This is a genomic window from Lysobacter oryzae DSM 21044 (assembly GCF_059568595.1).
The window spans coordinates 80,256-100,626 of the sequence record NZ_JCANTQ010000010.1 but is presented as its reverse complement, the minus strand read 5'-3'; the positions used below and the strand labels follow the sequence as shown (position 1 = coordinate 100,626).

Below are 20,371 nucleotides of genomic sequence, written 5' to 3'. Positions count from 1 at the left end.
ATGAGTCTTGCCAGCTGCTCCCAATCCCTTCCCAGTGGTCGCGCGGCCACCGCCCACCCGGCGCCTATCGGCGCAGCGCCGGTCGCGGTGCCGGCATCGCGCGGCGAGGTCGCCATTGCGCTCGCCCTGCGCCATGCCGGCACGCGCATCGTTGCCCTGCGTTACGAGGTGCTGGGCGACGCGGCATTGCCCACGGTCTTCGTCGCCGGCGGGATTTCCGCCCATCGCCATGCCGGCAGCAGCGAGGCCTTCGCCCAGGTGGGCTGGTGGGAAGCTCAGGTTGGCCCGGGCCGTGCCCTGGATCCGACGCGCCATCGCATCGTGTCCTTCGATTGGCTCGGCAGCGGCGGCGAACTCGACGCGGTGATCGACCCCGCCGACCAGGCCGACGCCATCGCCGCGGTTCTCGATGCGCTGCGCATCGAGCACCTGCAGGCCTTCATCGGTTGCTCCTACGGCGCCATGGTCGGCCTACAGTTCGCCGCACGCCACGGCGACCGGCTCGGTCACCTGGTGGCGGTCAGTGGCGCACATCGCGCGCATCCGTTCTCCAGCGCCTGGCGGGCCCTGCAGCGCCGCGCGGTCGCTCTTGGCGCACTGCAGTGCGACGAAAGCCAGGGCCTTGCGCTCGCGCGGCAGCTCGCGATCCTGAGCTATCGCACGCCAGAAGAGTTCGACGCGCGCTTCGATGCCGCGCAGGTCGTCGACGGTCGCGTGCGGGTCGCGGCGGAGACCTATCTCGACCATTGCGGTGCGCAGTACACGGCCCGCACCTTGCCGGTGGCGTTCCAGCGCCTGTCCGAATCGATCGACCTGCAGCACCTCGACCCCGAGTCCGTCCGCGTGCCGACGACGGTCGTCGCGATCGAAGGGGATCGCCTGGTCCCGGTCGCCGACTGCGTGGACCTCGCCCACCGCCTGGGCGCCGGCGCCCGCCTGCACAGGCTTTCTTCTCTCTACGGCCACGACGCCTTCCTCAAGGAAGAAGCGGCGATCGCCGCCGTGCTGACCCAGGCGCTGCAGGCAGCTGCGACGTCCCTCCGACCTGGATCGAGCCGCATCGAGGACGCCGCATGAGCGCCCAGTCGCGCAATCCTGCCGCCCGCCATCGCTGTACCGGCGCCGTGCGCGCGGGCATCGATCGCGACAGCGCGTTCGGCGCAGTGACGCCGCCGATCGTGCTGTCGTCCAACTTCAGCTTCGCCGGCTTCGAACAGAAGCGGCAGTACGACTACACCCGTAGCGGCAATCCCACCCGCGACCTGCTGGGCGAGGCGCTGGCCGAACTCGAAGGCGGCGCCGGCGGCGTGGTGACGGCCACCGGCATGGGCGCGATCACGCTGCTGCTCAATGCGCTGCTGCAACCCGGCGACCGCCTGGTGGTGCCGCACGACTGTTACGGCGGCAGCTGGCGCCTGTTCAACGCGTTGGCGCAGAAGGGCGCATTCGAGCTGGTCAGCCCCGACCTGACCGATCCGCGCGCGTTGGCCGAGGCGCTGCGCGAGCCGCCCGCGCTGGTCTGGATCGAGACGCCGTCGAATCCGCTGCTGCGCATCACCGACCTGCGCTTCGTGATCGAAGCCGCGCACAAGGCCGGCGGGCTCGCCGTGGTCGACAACACGTTCCTGTCCCCGGCGCTGCAGCAGCCGATCGCGTTCGGGGCCGATTTCGTCGTGCATTCGACGACCAAGTACATCAACGGCCACAGCGACGTGGTCGGTGGCGCGGTCGTGTCCCGGGACGCCGCGCAGCATCGGCACGTCGCGTGGTGGGCCAACGCGCTGGGGCTGACCGGGGCGCCGTTCGACAGTTTTCTCACGCTGCGCGGCCTGCGCACGCTCGACGCGCGCCTGCGCGTCCACCAGGAGAACACGCAGGCGCTGGTGGAGCTGCTCGACGAGCATGCGGCGGTCGCCGCGCTGCACTACCCGGGGCTGGCGCGCCACGCCGGCCATGCCGTCGCGGTCAAGCAGCAGCAGGGGTTCGGCGCGATGCTCGGCATCGAGCTGGAAGGCGGCACCGAGGCGGTGCGTGCCTTCCTCGACGGATTGCAGTACTTCACCTTGGCCGAATCGCTCGGCGGCGTGGAAAGCCTGATCGCGCACCCGGCGACCATGACGCATGCGGCGATGGCGCCCGAAGCGCGCGCTGCCGCCGGCATCGGCGACGGCCTGCTGCGCCTGTCGGTGGGCATCGAGCATGCCGACGACCTGGTGGCCGACGTCGCGGCGGCGCTGGAACGCGCGGCCGCGATCACCGGCAACGCACGCCGCGTGGCCAAATGAACGCCGTGGTCGACGCGTTCGATCCGGTGCGCGCCCCCGCCGTGCGCACGCCCGCGGAGGTGCGGGCGGAGGCGCGCGTCGCCCTGCTCGGTAGCGGAACGGTGGGGCGCGCGGTGCTGGCGCGCCTGGCGTCGTGGCAGGGAACCGCGCTTGGCGGTCGATTGCGACTGGTGCACGCCGCCAACTCGCGCGTCGCGGTGGCCAATGCGCTCGGCGCGTGCCCGCGCCAGGTCGCATTGGCGCTGGGCGTGGCGGCCGATCCGGAGGCACCGCGAATCGGCGTCGCGAGCGCCAGTCCCCTGGCCACAGTGAGTTCGTCGCTCGACGGCGTGGCCGTGGCCCTGGGCCGCACCGGCAGGCGCATCGTGGTCGACGCCACCGCGAGCGAGGCCGTGGCGTCGCGGCATGCGCACTGGCTCGCGCAGGGCATCGACGTGGTCACGGCGTGCAAGCTGGGGCAGGGCACGTCACTGTTGCGCTGGCGCCAGATCCGGGCGGCGTGCCGCGATGGCGGGACGCGCTATGGCGACAGCGCCACGGTCGGCGCCGGCTTGCCGTTGCTGCGCGCCTTGCGCGAATTGCAGGACGGCGGCGACCGCATCCTCGCCATTGCCGGCGTGCTGTCGGGTTCGCTGGCCTGGCTGTTCAACCACTACGACGGCATGCGTCCGTTCTCCGTGCTGGTCCGGCAGGCGCGCGCCGCCGGTTACACCGAGCCGGACCCGCGCGACGACCTGTCCGGCGAGGACGTGCGGCGCAAGATCGTGATCCTGGCGCGCGCGGCCGGGGTCGAGCTGGACGCCCGGGACGTCGGGGTGGCATCGCTGGTGCCGCCACACCTGGCGACGCTGCCCGTGGACGCCTTGGACGCGGCGCTGCCCGCGCTGGACGCGACACTGCGCGAGCGCTTCGCCACGGCGTACAAGAACGGCGAAAAACTGCGCTTCATCGCGCGGCTGGAGCGCGACGCCGCCGGCGATGCCCGTGCGCGCGTCGGCTTGGAGTCGTTGCCGGGCGACCACCCGCTGGCCGCGGGCGCGGGCAACGACAACAAGGTCGCCATCTGGTCGGATCGCTATCGGGAGCAGCCGCTGGTGATCCAGGGGCCGGGGGCTGGAGCCGAGGTCACGGCGGCCGCCCTGCTGGACGACTGCCTGCGCACCGCGCGCTGAGGTCGCGCCGGGTTACGCCACCGCCGGCGTGGCGAAGAACGTCTCGATCGACTGCGGCCGCCCGAACAGGTAACCCTGGGCGTAGTCGACCTGCATTTCCTGCAGCAGCCGATGCTCGGCTTCGGTCTCCACCTGCTCGGCGATGGTGCTCTTCCCGATCACGTGCGCGATGTCGCCGATCGAACGCACCACCGCCTGCGACAGGGGCGAGGCTTCGATCCCGCGGATGAAGCTGCCGTCGATCTTGATGTAATCGACATCCAGGTCGCTGAGGTAGCCGAACGAGCAGAAGCCGGTGCCGAAGTCGTCCAGCGCGAAGCGGCAGCCGAGGTCGCGCATCTGGCCGATGAAGCGCTGCGCGCGCTGGCGGTCGCGCACGACGCTGGTCTCGGTGATTTCCAGGCACAGGTTCTCCGCCGGGAAACTGCTCCGGCGCAGGCGCGCGGCCAGGTAGTCGGCGAAGTGCTCGTCGGTGAGCGTGGCGCCGCTCAGGTTGATGCCGCAGCTGGCCACGCCCTTGGCGGCTTGCGGGTTGCGTTCGAGCCAGCGCAGCGCGGCGTCGATGACGTAGCGGTCGATGCGCGGCCCCATGCGGAAGCGTTCGGCCGCGGAAATGAATTCCGCCGGCACGTGGATGCGGCCGCCGGGTTCCTGCCAGCGCAGCAGCACCTCGAAATGGACGCCTTCGCTGGCGGTCTTGTGGTTCGGCACGATCGGCTGCACGTAGAGCAGGAACTGCTCACGCTCCAACACCTCGCGAATGCGCAGTGCCGAGCGCATGACCGCGCTGTGCGCCTGCGCCTCATCGCTGCTGGGGTAGGACACGTGGAACCGGTTGCCGCCGAGCTCCTTCGCCGCGAAGCATGCCGCGTCGGCGTGCGAGAACAGCGCGTCGTAATCGCGGCCATCCTCCTTCGATGTGGCCGAGACCAGGCCGATGCTCGCGGTTGTCGTCAGCACCTGGTCGCCCCAGGGCACGCGCATCGCCTCGATCTCGTTGAGCATGCGGCGCGCTTCCACTATCGCGCCGGCTTCGCCGCGCGGGAGCAGGATCGCGAATTCGTCGCCGCCGGTACGCGACACCAGTGCATGGTCCCCGACTACCGCCGCGATCGCACCGCCGATCGCGTGGATCATGTCGTCGCCGGCGACATGGCTGGTGCTGTCGTTGATGATCTTGAGGTTGTCCAGGTCGAGGTACAGCAGCGTCGCCGGGGTATCGGTGCTGGCCAAGCGCTTGCGGGCCTCTTCCTCGAAAGCGGTGCGGTTGAGCAGGCCGGTCAGCGTGTCGCGGGTAGCGCGCTGGTACAGCGCATACGACGTCGTGCGCTGTTCCAGCCCCGCCAGGGCCATCATTACCGGGATCACCGCGACCAGGCACAGCAGGAGCAGGAGTACCGTGGTCTCCAGCAGGGTCCGAGGCGCGGTGAAACCGCCCAGGCCCATGCCCGTCGCGGCGCTCAGGTAGATGACCGTGATGCCGGTGGACGCGGAGGCCCACACCGGCGAGAAGCGCAGCGCCGCCCAGAGCAGCAGGACGAGCGGCAGGCTGATCAGCCCCAGCACGTAGATGCCGCGGCCGCCGAGCGAATGGATCGCGATGAAGCTGGTGGCGAGCAGCGCCATCCAGAACACGCGCTCTCGCAGCGTGGAAGGTTCGTAGGAGGGTGAAAGCTTGTGCTGCGGATTGCGCGCGGTCGTGCACAGCAGGATCGTCGGCGCGATCACGGCGATGCCCAGCATGTCGCCCAGGGTCCAGCGCACGAACGCTTCGGGGATATGGCTCGTTTCCAGGCGCCCGGTCTGCTGCAGGGCAAAGATGCCGAAGGCGGCGCTCAGCACGCTCTGCAACACCCCGCCGCCGAGCAGGCGCATGCCGTCCTCGATCCGCAGGTGCAGGACCCGGCCGCGCAGGACGTACCAGGTGGCGATTGCGGTCGCGGCGGTCTTGCCGAGGACGGTGAGCACCAGGAACAACGCCGTCGGCTGGCTGAGCAGCAGGGTGAACAACAGCGTGCCCACCGCCACCACCGCGGACCAGCGGATTCCATAGCGGACCGCGACCGCGAAGCCGATGCCGGCGCTCGGCCACAGCATCGAAGCGCCTTCCGGTCCGCGCAGGTAGCGCGAAGCGAGCACCGCGCTGGCGAAATAGAGCGCAGTCCATAGCAGGAAACGTTGGATGTCGCGGGCCTTTCCGTGCATGCGTTCCAGTCTACAGGGCAAATTCCGGGTCGTGGCCGTAAGGTCTACCACAAGCTCCGTGGGGCGACGTCGTGGCGTGGGCGGGACCTCCGCCCCAGTCCGCGGCGTCCCGGCGTCAGCACTCGATCACGTTGACGGCGAGGCCGCCACGCGAGGTTTCCTTGTACTTGTCCTGCATGTCGCGCCCGGTGTCGCGCATGGTCTTGATGACCTTGTCCAGCGAGACCTTGTGCTTGCCGTCACCGCGCATGGCCATGCGCGAGGCATTGATCGCCTTGACCGAGCCCATGGCGTTGCGCTCGATGCAGGGGATCTGCACCAGCCCGCCGATCGGGTCGCAGGTCAGGCCGAGGTTGTGTTCCATGCCGATCTCGGCGGCGTTCTCGATCTGCCCCGGGGTGCCGCCGATCGCGGCGGTCAACCCGGCCGCGGCCATCGAGCAGGCCACGCCCACCTCGCCCTGGCAGCCGACTTCGGCGCCGCTGATGGAGGCGTTTTCCTTGTAGAGGATGCCGACCGCGGCCGCGGTCAGCAGGAAGTCGAACACACCCTGCTCGTTGGCCCCCGGGCAGAAGCGGTCGTAGTAGTGCAGGACCGCGGGAATGATTCCGGCGGCGCCGTTGGTCGGTGCCGTCACCACGCGGCCACCCGCGGCATTCTCCTCGTTGACGGCGAGGGCATACAGGTTGACCCAGTCCAGCACGGTCAGCGGGTCGCGCATCGCGGCTTCCGGGCGCGTTGACAGCTCGTTGTACAGCGAGGGGGCGCGCCGGGCGACATGCAGGCCGCCGGGCAGGGTGCCCTCCTCGCGGATCCCGCGGGCCACGCAGTTCTGCATCGCCACCCAGATCTCGCGCAGGGCGTCGCGGATTTCGGGCCCCGAACGCCATGCGTGTTCGTTGGCGAACATCATCTGGGCGATGCTCAGGCCGTGGGTCTCGCATTGCCGCAGCAGGTCGGCGCCGCTGTGGAACGGGTAGGGCAGTTCGGTGGTATCGGCGACGATGCGGTCTTCCGCCGCCTCGTCCTGGTTGACCACGAAGCCACCGCCGACCGAGTAGTAGTCGCGCGTCGCCAGCACCTCGCCCGCGGCGTCGTAGGCGGTGAAGCGCATGCCGTTGGTATGGAACGGCAGCTTCTGGCGCTTGTTCATGATCAGGTCGTTCTTCTCGTCGAAGGCGACCTCGTGCTTGCCGAGCAGGCGGAGCTTCTTCTCCCCGCGGATACGCGCGAGCGCATCGGGAATCACATCCGGATCGATCTCATTGGGCAGGTGGCCCTCCAGTCCCATCAGCACCGCCTTGTCGGTGCCGTGGCCGCGGCCGGTCAGTGCCAGCGAACCGAACACTTCCGCACGCACGCGCGCGGTCGCGGCGAGGTTGCCGTTCTCCTCCAGCCACTTCTGGGCGAAGCGGCACGCGGCGCGCATCGGTCCGACGGTGTGCGACGAGCTCGGGCCCACGCCGATCTTGAAGAGGTCGAAGGTGCTGACAGCCATGCGGATTCCGGGAAAGAGACGCGCCGGGTCGGCTGCGTGAATACGCCTATTCTATGCTCCTGGCGCACACGCGCCCCCGCGCATTCACTATCCGCCGCCGTATCGAGCCCCATGACGTCGCCTGTCCTGTACCAGCGAGACGACTGCCACCTATGCGATCTCGCCCTGGACGTGCTGGCGCAGGCGCGCTTGCCCGAATTCGAAAGCGTGTTCATCGATGGCGACGATGCGCTGGAGGAACTGTATGGCGCGCGGGTGCCGGTATTGCGCGATCCGGCGTCCGGTGCCGAACTGGACTGGCCGTTCGCCGCCGACGAGGTGCGGAAGTGGCTCTCGGACCGCGTGCCGCCCGAGGGGAACCACCCCGGCGCGTAGCGCGACCGTGCCCGCGGATTGCGATGCCTACTTCGACGGCACGAACAGCACCTTGGTGCTCACCGCGATGTCGTTGGGAATGAGCGAGGTGTCGGCCCAGTCGCCCTCGCCGACGCCGAAGTCGAGCCGCTTCACCGTCGCCTTGCCGGCGAGCACGGGCCTGGCGCCCGGCGTCCAGGTGAAGGTCAGGGTGACCGGCTTGCTCACGCCGCGCAGGCTGAGCGTGCCGTCGGCGGCGTAGCGGTTGCCGCCCAGTGCGCGGAACTTCGTCGCGGTGTAGCGCGCCTGCGGAAACTTCGACGCGTTGAAGAACGAACTGCCGCGCATCTCCCCGTCGTAGTCGCTGTTGCCGGTGCTGGCGGTGACGAGCGGAATGGCGACATCGAGCTTCGATGTCGCCAGCTGCGCGGGATCGAACGACATCTTCGTGGTGAAGCCGGGGAAGCGGCCGGTGAACGCCTCGCCCTGGTAGGTGCCGGCGAAGGCGAGCACCGAGCCGGGCGCCTGCTGGTAGTCCGCGGCGTAGGCAGGCGCGGCCGCAAGCAACGCGGCAAGCAGGAGGGTCCTAGACGACATCACGACGGTCCTCGGCAACGGGCGAGAGGGAAGTGGCGGGCGCACGCAGCCAGCCGCGCGGCAGCATGCGCGCCAGCGTGGCGTCGTGCTGGAAGGCGTGGTGGTAGATCGCGGCCGCGGCGTGCACGAGCGCCAGCGCGATCAGGATCCAGAACAGCCATTCGTGGGCTTCCTCGGCCAGTTCGCGCAGCGACTCGCTCTTGCCGGCGATCGCCGGCAGGTTGAACAGGTTGAACCAGCGCAGCGGGTAGCCCGCAGCCGAATTGAGCACCCAGCCGCTGATGGGCATTGCGAACACCAGCGCGTACAAGGCGCCATGCGTGAGCGATGCGATGCGCTCCTGCCAGTGCGGCGTGCCCGGCACGGGGCGCGGCGCGCCGGCGAACAGGCGCCACAGCAGGCGCAGCGCCATCAGGGCGAGCACGGCGAGCCCGAACGACTTGTGCAGCAGGTAGACCTGGATCTTGTCCGGGCTGTTGCGCATCTCCGTCATCACCAGGCCGACGATGCCCAGGGCCAGGATCAGCAGGACGATCAGCCAGTGCAGCAGCTGGCTGATGGCGCCCCAGCGGTCGGTGGTGTTCTTCCAGGTCATGGCGGCCTCGGGATGGCGGACGGGGTGTGCGGGGCAACTAGTGAGAGGCAGGCGGAGGCGGATTGGGTTCGCTTTCCGGCGGAACGGGTTCGGGAACATCAGCCGGAACCGGTTCTGGCCCGGGCTCCGGGTTGTCTGCCTCGGGCTCGCCAGTCCTGCGCGCGCGCACCGCCTCGGCTTCGATCAGCAACCGCACCTCATCGCCGATCACGCTTGGCCAGGCCGTGATGCCGAAGGCCTTGCGGCTCAGCGTCGCCGTGGCGGAAAAGCCCGCGGTCCGCCGGAACGGCGGCAATGGATGCCGCTTGAGCGCATTGAACGTCACGTCCATGCAGAGCGGGCCGGTCACGCCGCGCAGGGTGAGGTCGCCGCAGACGCGGGCGTGCCCGGCATCCGCGCCCTGCACGTCACGGGAGACGAACCGTGCCTCCGGGTGGCGGTTGCCATCGAGCAGGTTGGTGGCCAGCACCGCCGCATTCCATTTCGCATCGCCCAGGTCCAGGCGGGTCACCGGCACCGTAACGTCGAGCTGCGCGCTGCGCCAGTCGTCGCGGTCGAAACGGAGCGTGCCGGTACTGCCGGAAATCGCGCCCATCGCATGCGAAAAACCCGCGTGCTCCACCAGGAACACGACCCGGGTGTGCACCGGGTCGAGGGTATAGGCGTCGGGCTCCGCGGCGGCGCCCCGCGTGCTGGCGACCAGCAAACCGACGCTGGCAAGCAAACAACGGACGCGATGCGGCATGGGATGTCCTCGGCTGAATGCGCGATTTCCACGAGCAATCGATTCTAGGCCGGTCCGCAGGAACGGGAACCAACTCCGGCGACTTGAAGTCGGCCGCCGCTTGTTCGACCTTAGCGGCGGGGGAATCCGGGGGACGATGCATGGCAAGAGCCGGGAAGGCGCTGGCGGCGCTGAAGGTTGCGCGCTGGGTCCGATTTGCAGGGACGTTGTGGGTGGGCCTGTTCGCGGCCGGACTGGCGGTGGCGGCGCATGCCGGCCTGCCCGAGACGCCGCGCCTGCGCCAGTTCACGGTGGTGGATGGATTGCCTTCCAACCGCATCAACGGCATGGCCGAGGACCGGCCGGGCTACCTGTGGATCGCCACCAGCGATGGCCTGGCCCGCTACGACGGCGTCGAATTCCGTACCTGGCGGGTGGAGCAGGGCCTGCACGACAACTTCGTCTGGGCGGTGCACGTGGATGCGCGCAACCGGGTGTGGTTCGGCACGCACCAGGCGGGACTGGGCATGTTCGATGCGCAGCGGCGCCGCTTCCGCTACTACGACCGCGGCAATACCCCGGCGATGGCCAGCAACGACGTGTGGTCGGTCGCCTCGACTGCGGATGGCGCGATCTGGTTCGGCACCGCGGATGCCGGCCTGTACCGGCTCGGCAGCGACGGCAGGTCGGTCGCGCGTTTCATGCCGCGCGCCAACGATCCGCGCAGCCTGCCCCATCCCAGCGTCAACCGCCTCGCCGTCGCACCCGACGGCACTCTGTGGGTGGGCACGCAGGGCGGCGCGGCGCGCTGGACCGGGCGCGATTTCGAGCGCGTGCCGGCGGGCGCATTGAATTCGCCGGTGGTGAACGCGCTCAGCGTCGAACGCGATGGCACGCTTTGGATCGGCACGCCCGAAGGCGTGAGCGTGCGGCGCCGGGACGGCACGTATTCGAAGACCCCGCTGCCGCCGTCCGCGGGCGGCGGAAAGGTGCTGCATGTGCTCGGCCACGATCGCAGCGGGCAGTTCTGGCTCGACGTGCCCGACGGCCTGGGCACGGCCGGCGCCCGCGGCATCGAAGCCGTGCCGCTGTACAGCACCGCCGCCAATGGGCTGGTGCGCCCGTCCTGGGTGGGCGCGCACGAGGATGGCGAAGGGGGAATGTGGTTCCTCAGCTACAGCAACGGCTTGTGGTACCTGCCGCGGAACTGGCGGCGCTTCTCGGTGCTGTCGCGCCGCGCAGACGCCGCGGACTCGCTCGGCAATGCGCACGTGCGCGGGATCGCGCCGGCGGCCAATGGCGCGATGTGGCTGGTGGGGAGCGGCGGCGTGCTCGATCGGCTCGACCCGGAAACCGGCGACGTGACCCATGTCGCCCGCGATGTCGGCAACGGCTACGTGCCGGCGAGCGTGTTCGAGGACCGCCGCGGGCAGGTATGGACCGGATGGCAGACCGGGTTGGCGCGCATCGATCCGGCCAGTGGCGCGGTGACGCGCTGGAGCAACAATGCGGCGGCCGACGCGGCGCTGTTCGGAGAGCCGCGCTTCGTCCAGACGGACGATGGGACGTTGTGGATCGCCACCGAGCGCGGCGTGCAGTTGCGCGACGAAGGCGGTCGCGTGCAGTTGTCGTTGCAGGCGGGCGAGGGCGGCCTGCCGGCCGATGTGTACATCGAGCAGATCGGACGCGGGCCCGACGGTGCCTTGTGGCTCGCGGGATCGAAGGGGCTGCTGATGTGGAATGCCGGGGCGCGGCGGTTCGAGCCCGTGCCGGGCGCGCCACGCCGGCCCGTGTTCGCGTTCGCCGGCGGCGAAAAGCAGCACATCTGGCTCGCGCGCTTCGGCGCCGTCGAGTCTTACCGCTGGGATGGTGCCGCGATGGCGCTCGAATCCGCGGTCGATACGCGCAACGGTTTTCCGGCCCTGGAACCCAACGGACTGGTCGTGGACCTGACCGGGCGTCTCTGGCTCACCAGCGTGCGCGGTCTGATCCGGGTCGACCCGGCCGACCGTTCGGTGCGCATCTACGGCGTCCACGATGGCCTGCCGGGGCAGGAATTCGAGGACGCGCCCGTGGTGCGCCCGGGGGACGGCCGCATCCTGGCCGGCGCCAACGAGGGGCTGGTGATCTTCGATCCCGCGGCGGTGAAGGGTGGCGGCGCGCAGCCGCGGGTGGTGGTCGAGTCGGTGGACGCGTTGCGCGAGGACGGCAAGGTCTCCTTCACGCCCGAAGCCGGGATCGCCCTCGCGCATGGCGATCGCGACATCCGCGTCGTCGCGCGGCTGCTGTCGTTCAACGACGCGCGCAACCACGCCTACCGCTTCCGCCTGGACGGTTACGACAACGGCTGGATCGAGAACGGCAATTCCGGCGAACGGGTGTTCTCCCGCCTGAGGCCCGGCCGTTACCGCCTGCACGTCCAGGCCCGCGCGGCGGACAACCGGTGGTCGCCGGTGCAGGTCCTCGCGTTCGAGGTGCAGCCACCGTGGTGGCGCACGTGGTGGGCCACGCTGCTGCTGGCGCTCGCCGCCGTCGCCGTGGTGGGCGTGCTGGCCAACGCCTACCGACAGAAACTCAAGCGCCGCCACGCCTGGCAACTGGCCAAGCAGAAGCGCGAACTCGCCGAACAGGCCTCGCAGGCCAAGACCCGCTTCCTCGCCACGCTCGGCCATGAAGTGCGCACGCCGATGACCGGCGTGCTGGGCATGAGCGAACTCCTGCTGGGCACCGCGCTCAATCCGCAGCAGCGCGGCTACGTCGGCGCGATCCGCGGCGCGGGCGAGCACCTGCTGCGCCTGGTCAACGACGCGCTCGACCTGGCCCGCATCGAATCGGGCCGGCTCGAACTGGCCGACGACACCTTCGACCTGCATGCGCTGATGGAGGAACTGGCGGCCCTGGTCGGACCGCTGGCGAAACAGCGCGGGCTGGCGTTCTCGGTCGCGATCGGCGAGGACGCGCCGCGCTATTTGCGCGGCGATGTCGCCCGCGTTCGCCAGATCCTGCTCAACCTGCTGGGCAACGCGGTGAAGTTCACCGAGCACGGCAGCGTCGCCTTGGCGGTGGCGAAGCAAGCTCCCGAAGGCGTGTGTTTCGAGGTCGCCGACACCGGGCCCGGATTGAATGCCGAGCAGAGGTCGCGCCTGTTCCGCCGCTTCGAACAGGCCGAGGGCGCGCGCACCAGCGCACGCTACGGCGGCAGCGGACTGGGGCTGGCGATCAGCCAGGAGCTGGCGGCGGCCATGGGCGGACGCATCGAGATCGACAGTGCGCCGGGCGAGGGCACGCGCTTCAAGGTCCGGCTGCCACTGCAGCCCGCGATCGCGGCCAATGCGGTCGCCAGCGAGCCCGGTGCGGAAGTGCCGGCGCCGGAGGGGCCCCACAGCCTGTCGCTATTGCTGGTGGAGGACGATCCCGTGGTCGCCGAAGTGCTGATCGGAATGCTGCGCCTGCAGGGGCACCATGTGGTGCACGTGGCGCACGGCCTGGCCGCGCTGGCGGCGGTCGCCACGACGCCGTTCGACGCGGCGCTGCTGGACCTCGACCTGCCCGGCATGGACGGGCTCGCGCTGGCCCGGCAGTTGCGCGTCCAGGGCTTCGCCCCGCCGCTCGTGGCCGTCACCGCCCGCGCCGATGCGGGGGCCGAGCCGGATGCGCTCGAAGCCGGCTTCGATCACTTCATCCGCAAGCCGATGACCCTGGCGATGCTGGCGGCGTTGCTGGAGCGCGCGGTGCCTGCCCGGGCGGTGCGCGACGACAGGGAAGTGGATCCTTCCCTGTCGGTTGCGTTCTGAGTGGCGCGCGCGCTCAGCGCGCGCTGAGTTCGTGCACGGCGTCGACCAGGGCGCCGACGTGCTCGGGCTTCATGTCGGGCGACAGGCCATGGCCGAGGTTGAAGACGTGGCCTTCGCGCGAGCCGCCGTTGCCGTCGCGGTAGCTGTCGAGGGCGCGGCCGACTTCGCGGCGGATCGCGTCGGGCTCGGCATACAGCGTGACCGGATCGAGGTTGCCCTGCAGTGCGACCTTGCCGCCGGCACGGCGCGCCGCGTCGCCCAGCTCGATCGTCCAGTCGACGCCCACGGCTTCGGTGCCGCTCGCGGCCAGCTCTTCGACGTACGGCGCGTTGCCCTTGCCGAACAGGATCAGCGGCGCACGCTCGTTGCCCGCGCCGCGCGGCAGTCCGGCGGCGATGCGCTGCAGGTAGCGCAGCGAGAACTCGCGGTACATCGACGGCGACAGCACGCCGCCCCAGGTGTCGAACACCTGCAACGCCTGCGCGCCGGCCCGGTGCTGCGCGGAGAGGTAGGCGATGACGGCGTCGGTCGTGACCTCGAGCAGCTTGTGCATCGCGGCCGGCTCGTTGAGCGCGAGCGCCTTCACCTTGGAATAGTTGTCGCTGCCGCCGCCTTCGACCATGTAGCAGGCCAAGGTCCATGGCGAGCCGGAGAAGCCGATCAGCGGCACCGAACCGTCGAGTTCGCGACGGATGGTGCGCACCGCGTCCATCACGTAGCGCAGGTCGGTCTCCATGTCCGGAACCGCGAGGCGATCGATGTCGGCGGCCGAGCGGATCGGGCGCTCGAACTTCGGGCCTTCGCCCTCGACGAAATACAGCCCCAGGCCCATGGCGTCGGGCACGGTGAGGATGTCGGAGAACAGGATCGCGGCATCGAGCGGGAAGCGGCGCAGCGGCTGCAGGGTGACTTCGCAGGCGAGCTCGGGATTCTTGGCCATCGCCAGGAAGCTGCCGGCCTTGGCCCGCGTCGCGCGGTATTCCGGCAGGTAGCGTCCGGCCTGGCGCATGAGCCAGACGGGCGTGCGGTCGACGGACTCGCGGCGCAGCGCGCGGAGGAAGCGGTCGTTCTTGGGCGGGGAGGACAAAGCAGGTTCCTTGCTTGGATGTAGGGGAAGCCCGGTCGTCCTGAACGCAGCGCCGCGAAGCCGGAGACATCGCGAGGCCCCTCGACTTCGGCGCGAAGCGCCAGGGACGAACGGGGTGGATCGGATGGCGTCAGCGATTCACTTCGGCTTTTCCGCGCCTTGGGCGAACATCAGCTGGAAGCCGCGCTTGAGCTGCTGGTCGCGCGCGTGCTCGAGCGCCGCGAGGGCGGCTGCCTGGTCGAGGAAGACCTCACGCCGTACCGAGCTGCGGCCGCCGATCTGGCCGGTTTCGCGCACCAGCTCCCAGCCGCCGAACAGGTCGGGCTGCAGCATCAGTTGCACGAAGCGCGGCGCTTCGTGGCCTTGGGGGCGTTGTTGCAGGAGCAGGCGCATGGGAGGCGCATTGTAGCGGCACCGCTCACGACGCCCCGCATTCCGCTCCGGGGTTGGCCGGATCGCTCAGCCAGCGTCGGGGTGAAGGACCGCGGCGACGGCTTCCTCGGCTACCCCGGCCACCACGCGCGCCGAGCCCGCGCCGTCCCACAACACGAACCGCAGCCCATGCGCATCGGCCTTCTTGTCCAGGCGCATCCGTGCGATCAGGGCCGGGGCCGGCAGGCCCGCCGGGATCCGCGTGGGCAGGCCGAAGCGCTGCAGCAGGGCCGCCAGGCGGTCGCCATCCTCCGCGGGTGCCATGCCCAACAGCGTCGAGAGCCGAGCGGCCAGCACCATGCCCACGGCCACGGCCTCGCCGTGGTTGAGCGCATCGCGGCCGGCGCCGGCGTAGCCCTGTTCCGCCTCGATCGCATGGCCGAAGGTATGGCCGAAGTTGAGCAGGGCCCGGTGGCCGCGTTCGTACGGGTCGCGCGCCACCACGTCGGCCTTGAACTCGCAGGACCGGGCGATCGCGTCGGTCAGCGCGGCATCGTCGCGCGCCAGCAGCGCGCCGGCGTGGGCCTCGAGCCAGGCGAGGAAGTCCAGGTCGAAGATGGCACCGTACTTCACCACCTCGGCCAGGCCCGCGCGCAGCTCGCGGTCGGGGAGCGTGCGCAGCACGGTGGTGTCCGCGATCACCGCACGCGGGGGATGGAAGGCGCCGACCAGGTTCTTGCCGTGCGGCAGGTCCACCGCGGTCTTGCCGCCCACGGAGGAGTCGACCATGGACAGCAGCGTGGTTGGCAGCTGCACGCAGTCGATGCCGCGCATCCAGCACGCCGCGGCGAACCCGGCCAGGTCGCCGACGACGCCGCCGCCGAGCGCGACCACGGTCGCGTCGCGGGTGGCGCCCAGCGCGGCGAGCGCCTCCAGGCATTCGCCGAAGCGGGCGAGGGTCTTTTCGCGTTCGCCCGCGGGCATTACCCAGGTCGAGATGGCCAGCTGCGGCTGGGCCGCATGCAGCAGCGCCTTGACGCGTTCGGCGTACAGCGGGGCGACGTGGCTGTCGCTGGCGATCAGGACATGGCGGCCGCGCAGCAACGGAGCGAGCCGCCGGGCGTTTTCCACGTGCGGATCCAGCAGGCCGGGGCCGATCGCAATGGCGTAAGGCGCGTCGCCGGCCACGTCGACCGTGCGCCGGGCGGAATGGTGCAGCAGGGTCATGCGACGGCTCCGTTTCGCTGCCAGTGCCGCGACAGCAGCACGGCCAGTTGCGCAGCGATGTCGTGCGCGTCCTGCCCGGCGGTATCGAATGCGAGGTCGGCGACTTCCGCGTACCACGGCGCGCGTGCGGCGGCCAGTTCGCGCAACACCAGTTCCCGATCCGGCCGTGCCAGCAGTGGCCGCGTCTCATCGCCGGCGAGGCGCTGCAGCTGCTGTTCGACACTGGCGTGCAGGTGCACGACGAAGCCGCGTGCGCGCATCAGCGCGCGATTGTCCGCATCGAGCACGGCGCCGCCGCCGGTGGCCAGCACGATGCCGTCGAGGCGTAGCAGCGAAGCCAGCATCGCGCATTCGCGGGCACGGAAGCCCGCCTCGCCCTCGCGCGCGAAGATCTGCGCCACCGTGGCCTTGGCCTCGCGCTCGATCTCCTGGTCCGCATCGACTGCGCGCAACCCGAACTGCCCGGCCAGGTCGCGGCCGATCGTGGTCTTCCCGGAGCCCATCGGGCCCACGAGGATCAGGTTGGCGGCGGGGTTCATGCCAGCGATTCTAGCCGCCGGCTTAACAGAACGCGGCGTAGCGTCGGGACCTTCGTCATTGCCGCCCCGCAGCTGCAATCCGGCGACGCGCCGGCCACCCAGGAGAGCCGCCATGTCCGTAGCCAAGATCATCGAACTCAACGCCGCTTCGAAGACCAGCATGGAAGACGCGGTCAAGGCCGGCCTGAAGAAGTGCGCCGAATCGGTGAAGAACATCAAGGGCGCGTGGGTCAACGAGATCAAGGTGGTCACCGACGAAAACGGCAACGTGACCGAGTGGCGCGTCAACCTGCGGGTGACCTTCGTCGTGCAGTGAGCCCGCTGCCTGTGCTGCCGGGATGACAGGGGCTGCGGCGCCCGCGACAATTGGCGCATGACCATTTCCCCTGCCTACGCCGAAGCCCTCGCCAGCTTCGACGGCCTGTTCGAAGAAGCCCTGGCCGCCGGCGAGCCCGACCGCACCGCCATGGTCGTCGCCACTGCGGGACTGGATGCGCGGCCAGCGGCGCGGACCGTGCTGCTCAAGGCGCACGACGCGCGCGGCTTCGTCTTCTACACCCACCTCGACGGGCGCAAGGGCCGCGAATTGCAGGCCAACCCGCACGCGGCGCTGCTGTTCCATTGGCCGCGCGTGCGCAACGGCGTCCAGGTGCGCATCGAAGGCACCGTCGAGATCGTCGCCGATGCCGAGGCGGACGCGTACTTCGCCACGCGCCCGCGCGGCAGCCAGCTCGGCGCCTGGGCGTCGAAGCAGTCGGAAACGCTGGAGTCGCGCGAAACCTTCGAGCAGCGCGTCGCCCAGGCCGAGGCCGAGTTCCATGGCCGCGACATTCCGCGCCCGCCGCGTTGGGGCGGCCTGCGGGTGAAGCCCGAGCGGATCGAGTTCTGGTTCGGCGCCGATTTCCGCCTGCACGAACGCTGGCTCTACGAACGCAACCGCGCCGGCGAGTGGGGCAAGCGGATGCTGTATCCGTGAGCCACGGCCCGCGCCGCATCGTCTGCCTGACCGAGGAACCTACCGAAGTCCTGTACGCGCTCGGCGAGCAGGACCGCATCGTCGGCATCAGCGGCTTCACCGTGCGGCCGGCGCTTGCGCGCAAGGAGAAACCCAAGGTCAGCGCCTTCACCTCGGCCAAGATCGGCGAGATCCTGAAGCTGCGGCCGGACTTCGTGGTCGGGTTTTCCGATATCCAGGCCGATATCGCCGCCGAGCTGATCCGGAACGGCGTCGAGGTGTGGATCAGCAACCACCGCAGCGTCGAGGGCATCCTCGATTACGTCCGCCGCCTCGGCGCGCTGGTCGGCGCGGCCGGGAAGGCGGACGCGTATGCCGGGGAACTGCGGCGTGGCCTGGACGCGATCGAACGCGAAGCGGCAACGCTGCCGCGCCGGCCGAAGGTGTATTTCGAGGAATGGGACGAACCGCTGATCACCGGGATCCGCTGGGTGGCGGAGCTGGTCCGCATCGCCGGGGGCGATGACATCTTTCCCGAACGCGCCGCCGAGCCGCTGGCGAAACAGCGCATCCTCGAAGACGGCGACGAAGTGGTCCGGCGCGCGCCGGACATCATCCTCGGCTCGTGGTGCGGCAAGAAGTTCCGTCCCGACAAGGTCGCCGCGCGTCCCGGCTGGGAGCGCATCCCGGCGGTACGCGACGGCGCGCTGCACGAGATCAAGTCGCCCGTGATCCTGCAGCCCGGTCCGGCCGCGCTGACCGAGGGCGTGGCGGAGATCGCCGCCCATATCCGGCGCTGGGCGCAGCGCCAATGACGTGGGACGACGTCAGCGCGGGTAGAACTCGCGGCTGAACTGCATCGTCGAAGCGGTACCGCCTTCCGGCACGACCGTCAGTTCGAACCGCAGCGTATCCGGCAAGGTGGTTTCCACCGTGCCGACGTAATCGAGCAGCCCGTCGGCGCGCAGTTCGCGCAGCGCGATCGATTGACGTTGTCCGCTCAGGTTGGTCGCCGTGGCCGTGATTCGTGCCGGCAGCGCGATCTCCTGCGCGTCGGCGCCCTTGCGCACGCCTACCAGGAGCATGACCGTGCGTTGGTCGCGGACGATGCCGTAGCGGCTGGCGACTTCGGCATCGAGCGTCGCGGTCGGCAGGGCCGTGGCGCGGATGGTGACGTCGCCGATCCGGCTGATGGCCTCCTCGGGCGGGGCGGCGGCTACCGCGGGCGGCGGCGGTTTGCCGCCGCAACCTCCCAACGCCAGCGCGAACGAGAGGGCGAACACGAAGTGGCGCATCGTCTTTCTCCGGTCAGTCGTTGGCGGCCGAGAGCTGGCGGCCGCGTTCGGTTGCGGCGCGGATCGCGCGCGCCACGAGGTCGCGGTAGGAGCCGGCTTCGAAAGTTTCGATGGCGGCCTGCGTCGTGCCGCCCGGCGAGGTCACGCGCCGGCGCAGTTCCGAGGGCATTTCGTCGTTCTCGATCAGCATGCGCGCGGCCCCCAGGATGGTCTGCTGCACCAGCGTGCGCGCTGCCTCGGACGAAAGTCCCTCGGCCTCGCCGGCCGCCTGCATGGCTTCGGCGAGCAGGAACACGTAGGCGGGACCGCTGCCGGAAACGGCCGTCACCGCGTCCATCAGCGCCTCGTCGTCGATCCACACGTTCTTGCCGGCCGCTTCCATCAGGTCGGCGGCCCGCGCGCGCTGCACGGCATCCACCAGGCCATTGGCGTACAGGCCGGTGACGCCTGCGCCGAGCAGGGAAGGGGTGTTGGGCATCGCGCGCACGACGGCGATGCCGCCGCCGAGCCAGCGCTCGAGCTGGGCCGCCGTGATGCCTGCGGCGATCGACACCACCAGCGGCCGCGTCGCCTGGGCGGCGGGCGCGAGCGCCTCGCACACCGCGCGCATGACCTGCGGTTTCACCGCCAGGACCCAGGTGGTGGCGTTCGCGGTCGCCGTGGTGTTGTCGGTGAAGCTGTGGATGCCGAAGTCGCGGGCCAGCGCATCGCGCGACTCGGCGACGGGCTCGGCGACCCGGATCGCCGCGGCGGGCACGCCGCGTGCGACGAGCCCGCCGATGAGGCTGCGGGCCATGTTGCCGCCACCGACGAAAGCGACGGTGCCCGAAGCGAAGGAATGCGAAGTCATCGGCGCGCGTGAACCATGCATTGGAAACGGATCGCATCCTAGCCTGCGCACCGGGATGCGCGAAGGGCCGGCGGCGCAGTCGGCCGCGATCAGGCCTTGGTCGGACGCGCGCCGAACAACGCGGTGCCGACACGCACCATCGTGGCGCCTTCGGCGATGGCGACTTCGAGGTCATCGCTCATGCCCATCGACAGGGTATCGACGTGGGCATGATTCCCGGCAAGCGCATCGAACAATTGCCGCGCCCGGCGGAACGCCGGTCGCCGGGCTTCGATCCGCGCATGCGGCGCCGGGATCACCATCACGCCACGCAGCCGCAATCGCGGTTGCGCGGCAATCAGGTCGGCGAGCAGGAGGGCCTGGTCGGGCTGGCAACCGTGCTTGCTCGCTTCGTCGTCGATGTTCACCTGGATCAGGACGTTGAGCGGCGCCTGTTCAGGCGGCCGGTGCTTGTTCAGGGCCACCACCAGGCGCTCCCGGTCGACCGTCTGGACCCAGGCAAATCGCTCGGCGGCTTCCCGGGCCTTGTTCGACTGCAGGTGGCCGATCAGGTGCCACTCCAGGCCGAGCGGTTGCAGGGCGAACTGCTTGGACGCCGCTTCCTGCACGTAGTTCTCGCCGAAAGCGCGCTGGCCGTGGCCCGCCAATTCGGCGATCGCGCTGGCTGACTGGGTCTTGCTGACGGCCAACAGGCGCGGCAATGGCCGTCCAGCCTCGCGGGACGCGTTTTCTATCCGGTGTAGGGTGTCGTGCAGGGCGTGCGTGAGCACGTTCGCAGTTCTCGCTCGGGACCCACGATGGGGGCTGGTTTTGCGGCAGGGG

Annotated in this window: 20 protein-coding genes; 8 read left to right on the top strand and 12 right to left on the bottom strand. The window is 70.2% G+C overall.

All coding sequences use genetic code 11. The features are described from left to right. Genes metX through BP05_RS06605 form a run of 3 tightly spaced genes read left to right on the top strand, consistent with a single transcriptional unit; the run spans position 1 to position 3,457 of the window. Entirely contained in the window at positions 1-1,077 is a 1,077-nt protein-coding gene (gene metX / locus BP05_RS06615) for a homoserine O-succinyltransferase MetX (RefSeq protein WP_496361720.1), read from the top strand. Next, a complete protein-coding gene (locus tag BP05_RS06610) occupies positions 1,074-2,285 on the top strand; it encodes an O-succinylhomoserine (thiol)-lyase (protein ID WP_496361718.1) in 1,212 nt (403 codons plus the stop codon). Before metX ends, BP05_RS06610 begins: the two co-directional genes overlap by 4 nt. Positions 2,286-2,311: 26 nt before the next feature. Continuing rightward, a complete protein-coding gene (locus BP05_RS06605) occupies positions 2,312-3,457 on the top strand; it encodes a Rossmann-fold NAD(P)-binding domain-containing protein (RefSeq protein ID WP_496362306.1) in 1,146 nt (381 codons plus the stop codon). Positions 3,458-3,469: 12 nt separating this feature from the next. On the opposite strand, the gene BP05_RS06600 is transcribed toward BP05_RS06605, so the two are convergent. Both BP05_RS06600 and BP05_RS06595 read right to left on the bottom strand, forming a co-directional pair. Next, positions 3,470-5,662 (bottom strand): putative bifunctional diguanylate cyclase/phosphodiesterase, encoded by a 2,193-nt coding sequence (locus BP05_RS06600; protein ID WP_496361716.1) that lies wholly within the window; start codon positions 5,660-5,662, stop codon positions 3,470-3,472. 115 nt (positions 5,663-5,777) lie between these two features. Beyond that, positions 5,778-7,160: an L-serine ammonia-lyase gene (locus BP05_RS06595; RefSeq protein ID WP_496361714.1), complete on the bottom strand. Its 1,383-nt coding sequence runs from the start codon at positions 7,158-7,160 to the stop codon at positions 5,778-5,780. A gap of 111 nt (positions 7,161-7,271) precedes the next feature. Between BP05_RS06595 and BP05_RS06590 the strand changes: the two genes are divergently transcribed. Further along, entirely contained in the window at positions 7,272-7,535 is a 264-nt protein-coding gene (locus BP05_RS06590; RefSeq protein ID WP_496361712.1) for a glutaredoxin family protein, read from the top strand. Between the two features lie 27 nt (positions 7,536-7,562). Here BP05_RS06590 and BP05_RS06585 read toward each other — a convergent pair whose 3' ends face one another. From BP05_RS06585 to BP05_RS06575, 3 genes are read right to left on the bottom strand one after another with little or no spacing between them, the layout of a single operon-like run. Further along, on the bottom strand, positions 7,563-8,111 hold the full coding sequence (locus tag BP05_RS06585; RefSeq protein WP_496361710.1) for a YceI family protein: 549 nt from the start codon (positions 8,109-8,111) through the stop codon (positions 7,563-7,565). Further along, positions 8,101-8,706 carry a cytochrome b gene (locus BP05_RS06580; protein WP_496361708.1) on the bottom strand — a complete coding sequence of 202 codons (606 nt, stop codon included), beginning with the start codon at positions 8,704-8,706 and terminating at the stop codon, positions 8,101-8,103. Before BP05_RS06580 ends, BP05_RS06585 begins: the two co-directional genes overlap by 11 nt. A 37-nt stretch (positions 8,707-8,743) precedes the next feature. Continuing rightward, on the bottom strand, positions 8,744-9,451 hold the full coding sequence (locus tag BP05_RS06575; RefSeq protein ID WP_496361706.1) for a YceI family protein: 708 nt from the start codon (positions 9,449-9,451) through the stop codon (positions 8,744-8,746). A gap of 140 nt (positions 9,452-9,591) precedes the next feature. Between BP05_RS06575 and BP05_RS06570 the strand changes: the two genes are divergently transcribed. Beyond that, entirely contained in the window at positions 9,592-13,224 is a 3,633-nt protein-coding gene (locus BP05_RS06570; protein WP_496361704.1) for a hybrid sensor histidine kinase/response regulator, read from the top strand. Positions 13,225-13,237: 13 nt separating this feature from the next. Here the strand turns inward: BP05_RS06570 and hemE are convergent, their stop codons facing one another. The 4 genes from hemE to BP05_RS06550 form a co-directional block, all read right to left on the bottom strand. After that, positions 13,238-14,311 carry a uroporphyrinogen decarboxylase gene (hemE, locus tag BP05_RS06565; RefSeq protein ID WP_496361702.1) on the bottom strand — a complete coding sequence of 358 codons (1,074 nt, stop codon included), beginning with the start codon at positions 14,309-14,311 and terminating at the stop codon, positions 13,238-13,240. Positions 14,312-14,449: 138 nt separating this feature from the next. Continuing rightward, on the bottom strand, positions 14,450-14,704 hold the full coding sequence (locus BP05_RS06560; protein ID WP_496361700.1) for a WGR domain-containing protein: 255 nt from the start codon (positions 14,702-14,704) through the stop codon (positions 14,450-14,452). A gap of 66 nt (positions 14,705-14,770) precedes the next feature. Further along, positions 14,771-15,910, bottom strand: a complete 1,140-nt coding sequence (gene aroB, locus BP05_RS06555) for a 3-dehydroquinate synthase (RefSeq protein ID WP_496361698.1) — start codon at positions 15,908-15,910, stop codon at positions 14,771-14,773. Next, on the bottom strand, positions 15,907-16,449 hold the full coding sequence (locus BP05_RS06550; protein WP_496361696.1) for a shikimate kinase: 543 nt from the start codon (positions 16,447-16,449) through the stop codon (positions 15,907-15,909). The genes aroB and BP05_RS06550 overlap by 4 nt, the downstream gene beginning before the upstream one ends. Before the next feature lie 112 nt (positions 16,450-16,561). On the opposite strand from BP05_RS06550, the gene BP05_RS06545 reads away from it, so the two are divergent. The 3 genes from BP05_RS06545 (at position 16,562) to BP05_RS06535 (ending at position 18,219) form a co-directional block, all read left to right on the top strand. Further along, positions 16,562-16,765: a dodecin family protein gene (locus BP05_RS06545; RefSeq protein WP_496361694.1), complete on the top strand. Its 204-nt coding sequence runs from the start codon at positions 16,562-16,564 to the stop codon at positions 16,763-16,765. Between the two features lie 63 nt (positions 16,766-16,828). Beyond that, the gene (pdxH, locus tag BP05_RS06540; RefSeq protein ID WP_496362304.1) at positions 16,829-17,425 is read left to right on the top strand and encodes a pyridoxamine 5'-phosphate oxidase; all 597 of its coding nucleotides are present in this window, start codon (positions 16,829-16,831) and stop codon (positions 17,423-17,425) included. Beyond that, positions 17,422-18,219, top strand: a complete 798-nt coding sequence (locus BP05_RS06535; RefSeq protein WP_496361693.1) for a cobalamin-binding protein — start codon at positions 17,422-17,424, stop codon at positions 18,217-18,219. The genes pdxH and BP05_RS06535 overlap by 4 nt, the downstream gene beginning before the upstream one ends. A gap of 12 nt (positions 18,220-18,231) precedes the next feature. On the opposite strand, the gene BP05_RS06530 is transcribed toward BP05_RS06535, so the two are convergent. The 3 genes from BP05_RS06530 to BP05_RS06520 form a co-directional block, all read right to left on the bottom strand. Next, positions 18,232-18,699 carry a DUF4426 domain-containing protein gene (locus BP05_RS06530; RefSeq protein WP_496361691.1) on the bottom strand — a complete coding sequence of 156 codons (468 nt, stop codon included), beginning with the start codon at positions 18,697-18,699 and terminating at the stop codon, positions 18,232-18,234. A 13-nt stretch (positions 18,700-18,712) separates the two neighbouring features. Then, positions 18,713-19,570 carry a pyrroline-5-carboxylate reductase gene (proC, locus tag BP05_RS06525; protein WP_496361689.1) on the bottom strand — a complete coding sequence of 286 codons (858 nt, stop codon included), beginning with the start codon at positions 19,568-19,570 and terminating at the stop codon, positions 18,713-18,715. 68 nt (positions 19,571-19,638) lie between these two features. Beyond that, on the bottom strand, positions 19,639-20,283 hold the full coding sequence (locus BP05_RS06520) for a YggS family pyridoxal phosphate-dependent enzyme (RefSeq protein WP_496362302.1): 645 nt from the start codon (positions 20,281-20,283) through the stop codon (positions 19,639-19,641). Positions 20,284-20,371: the final 88 nt, after the last annotated feature.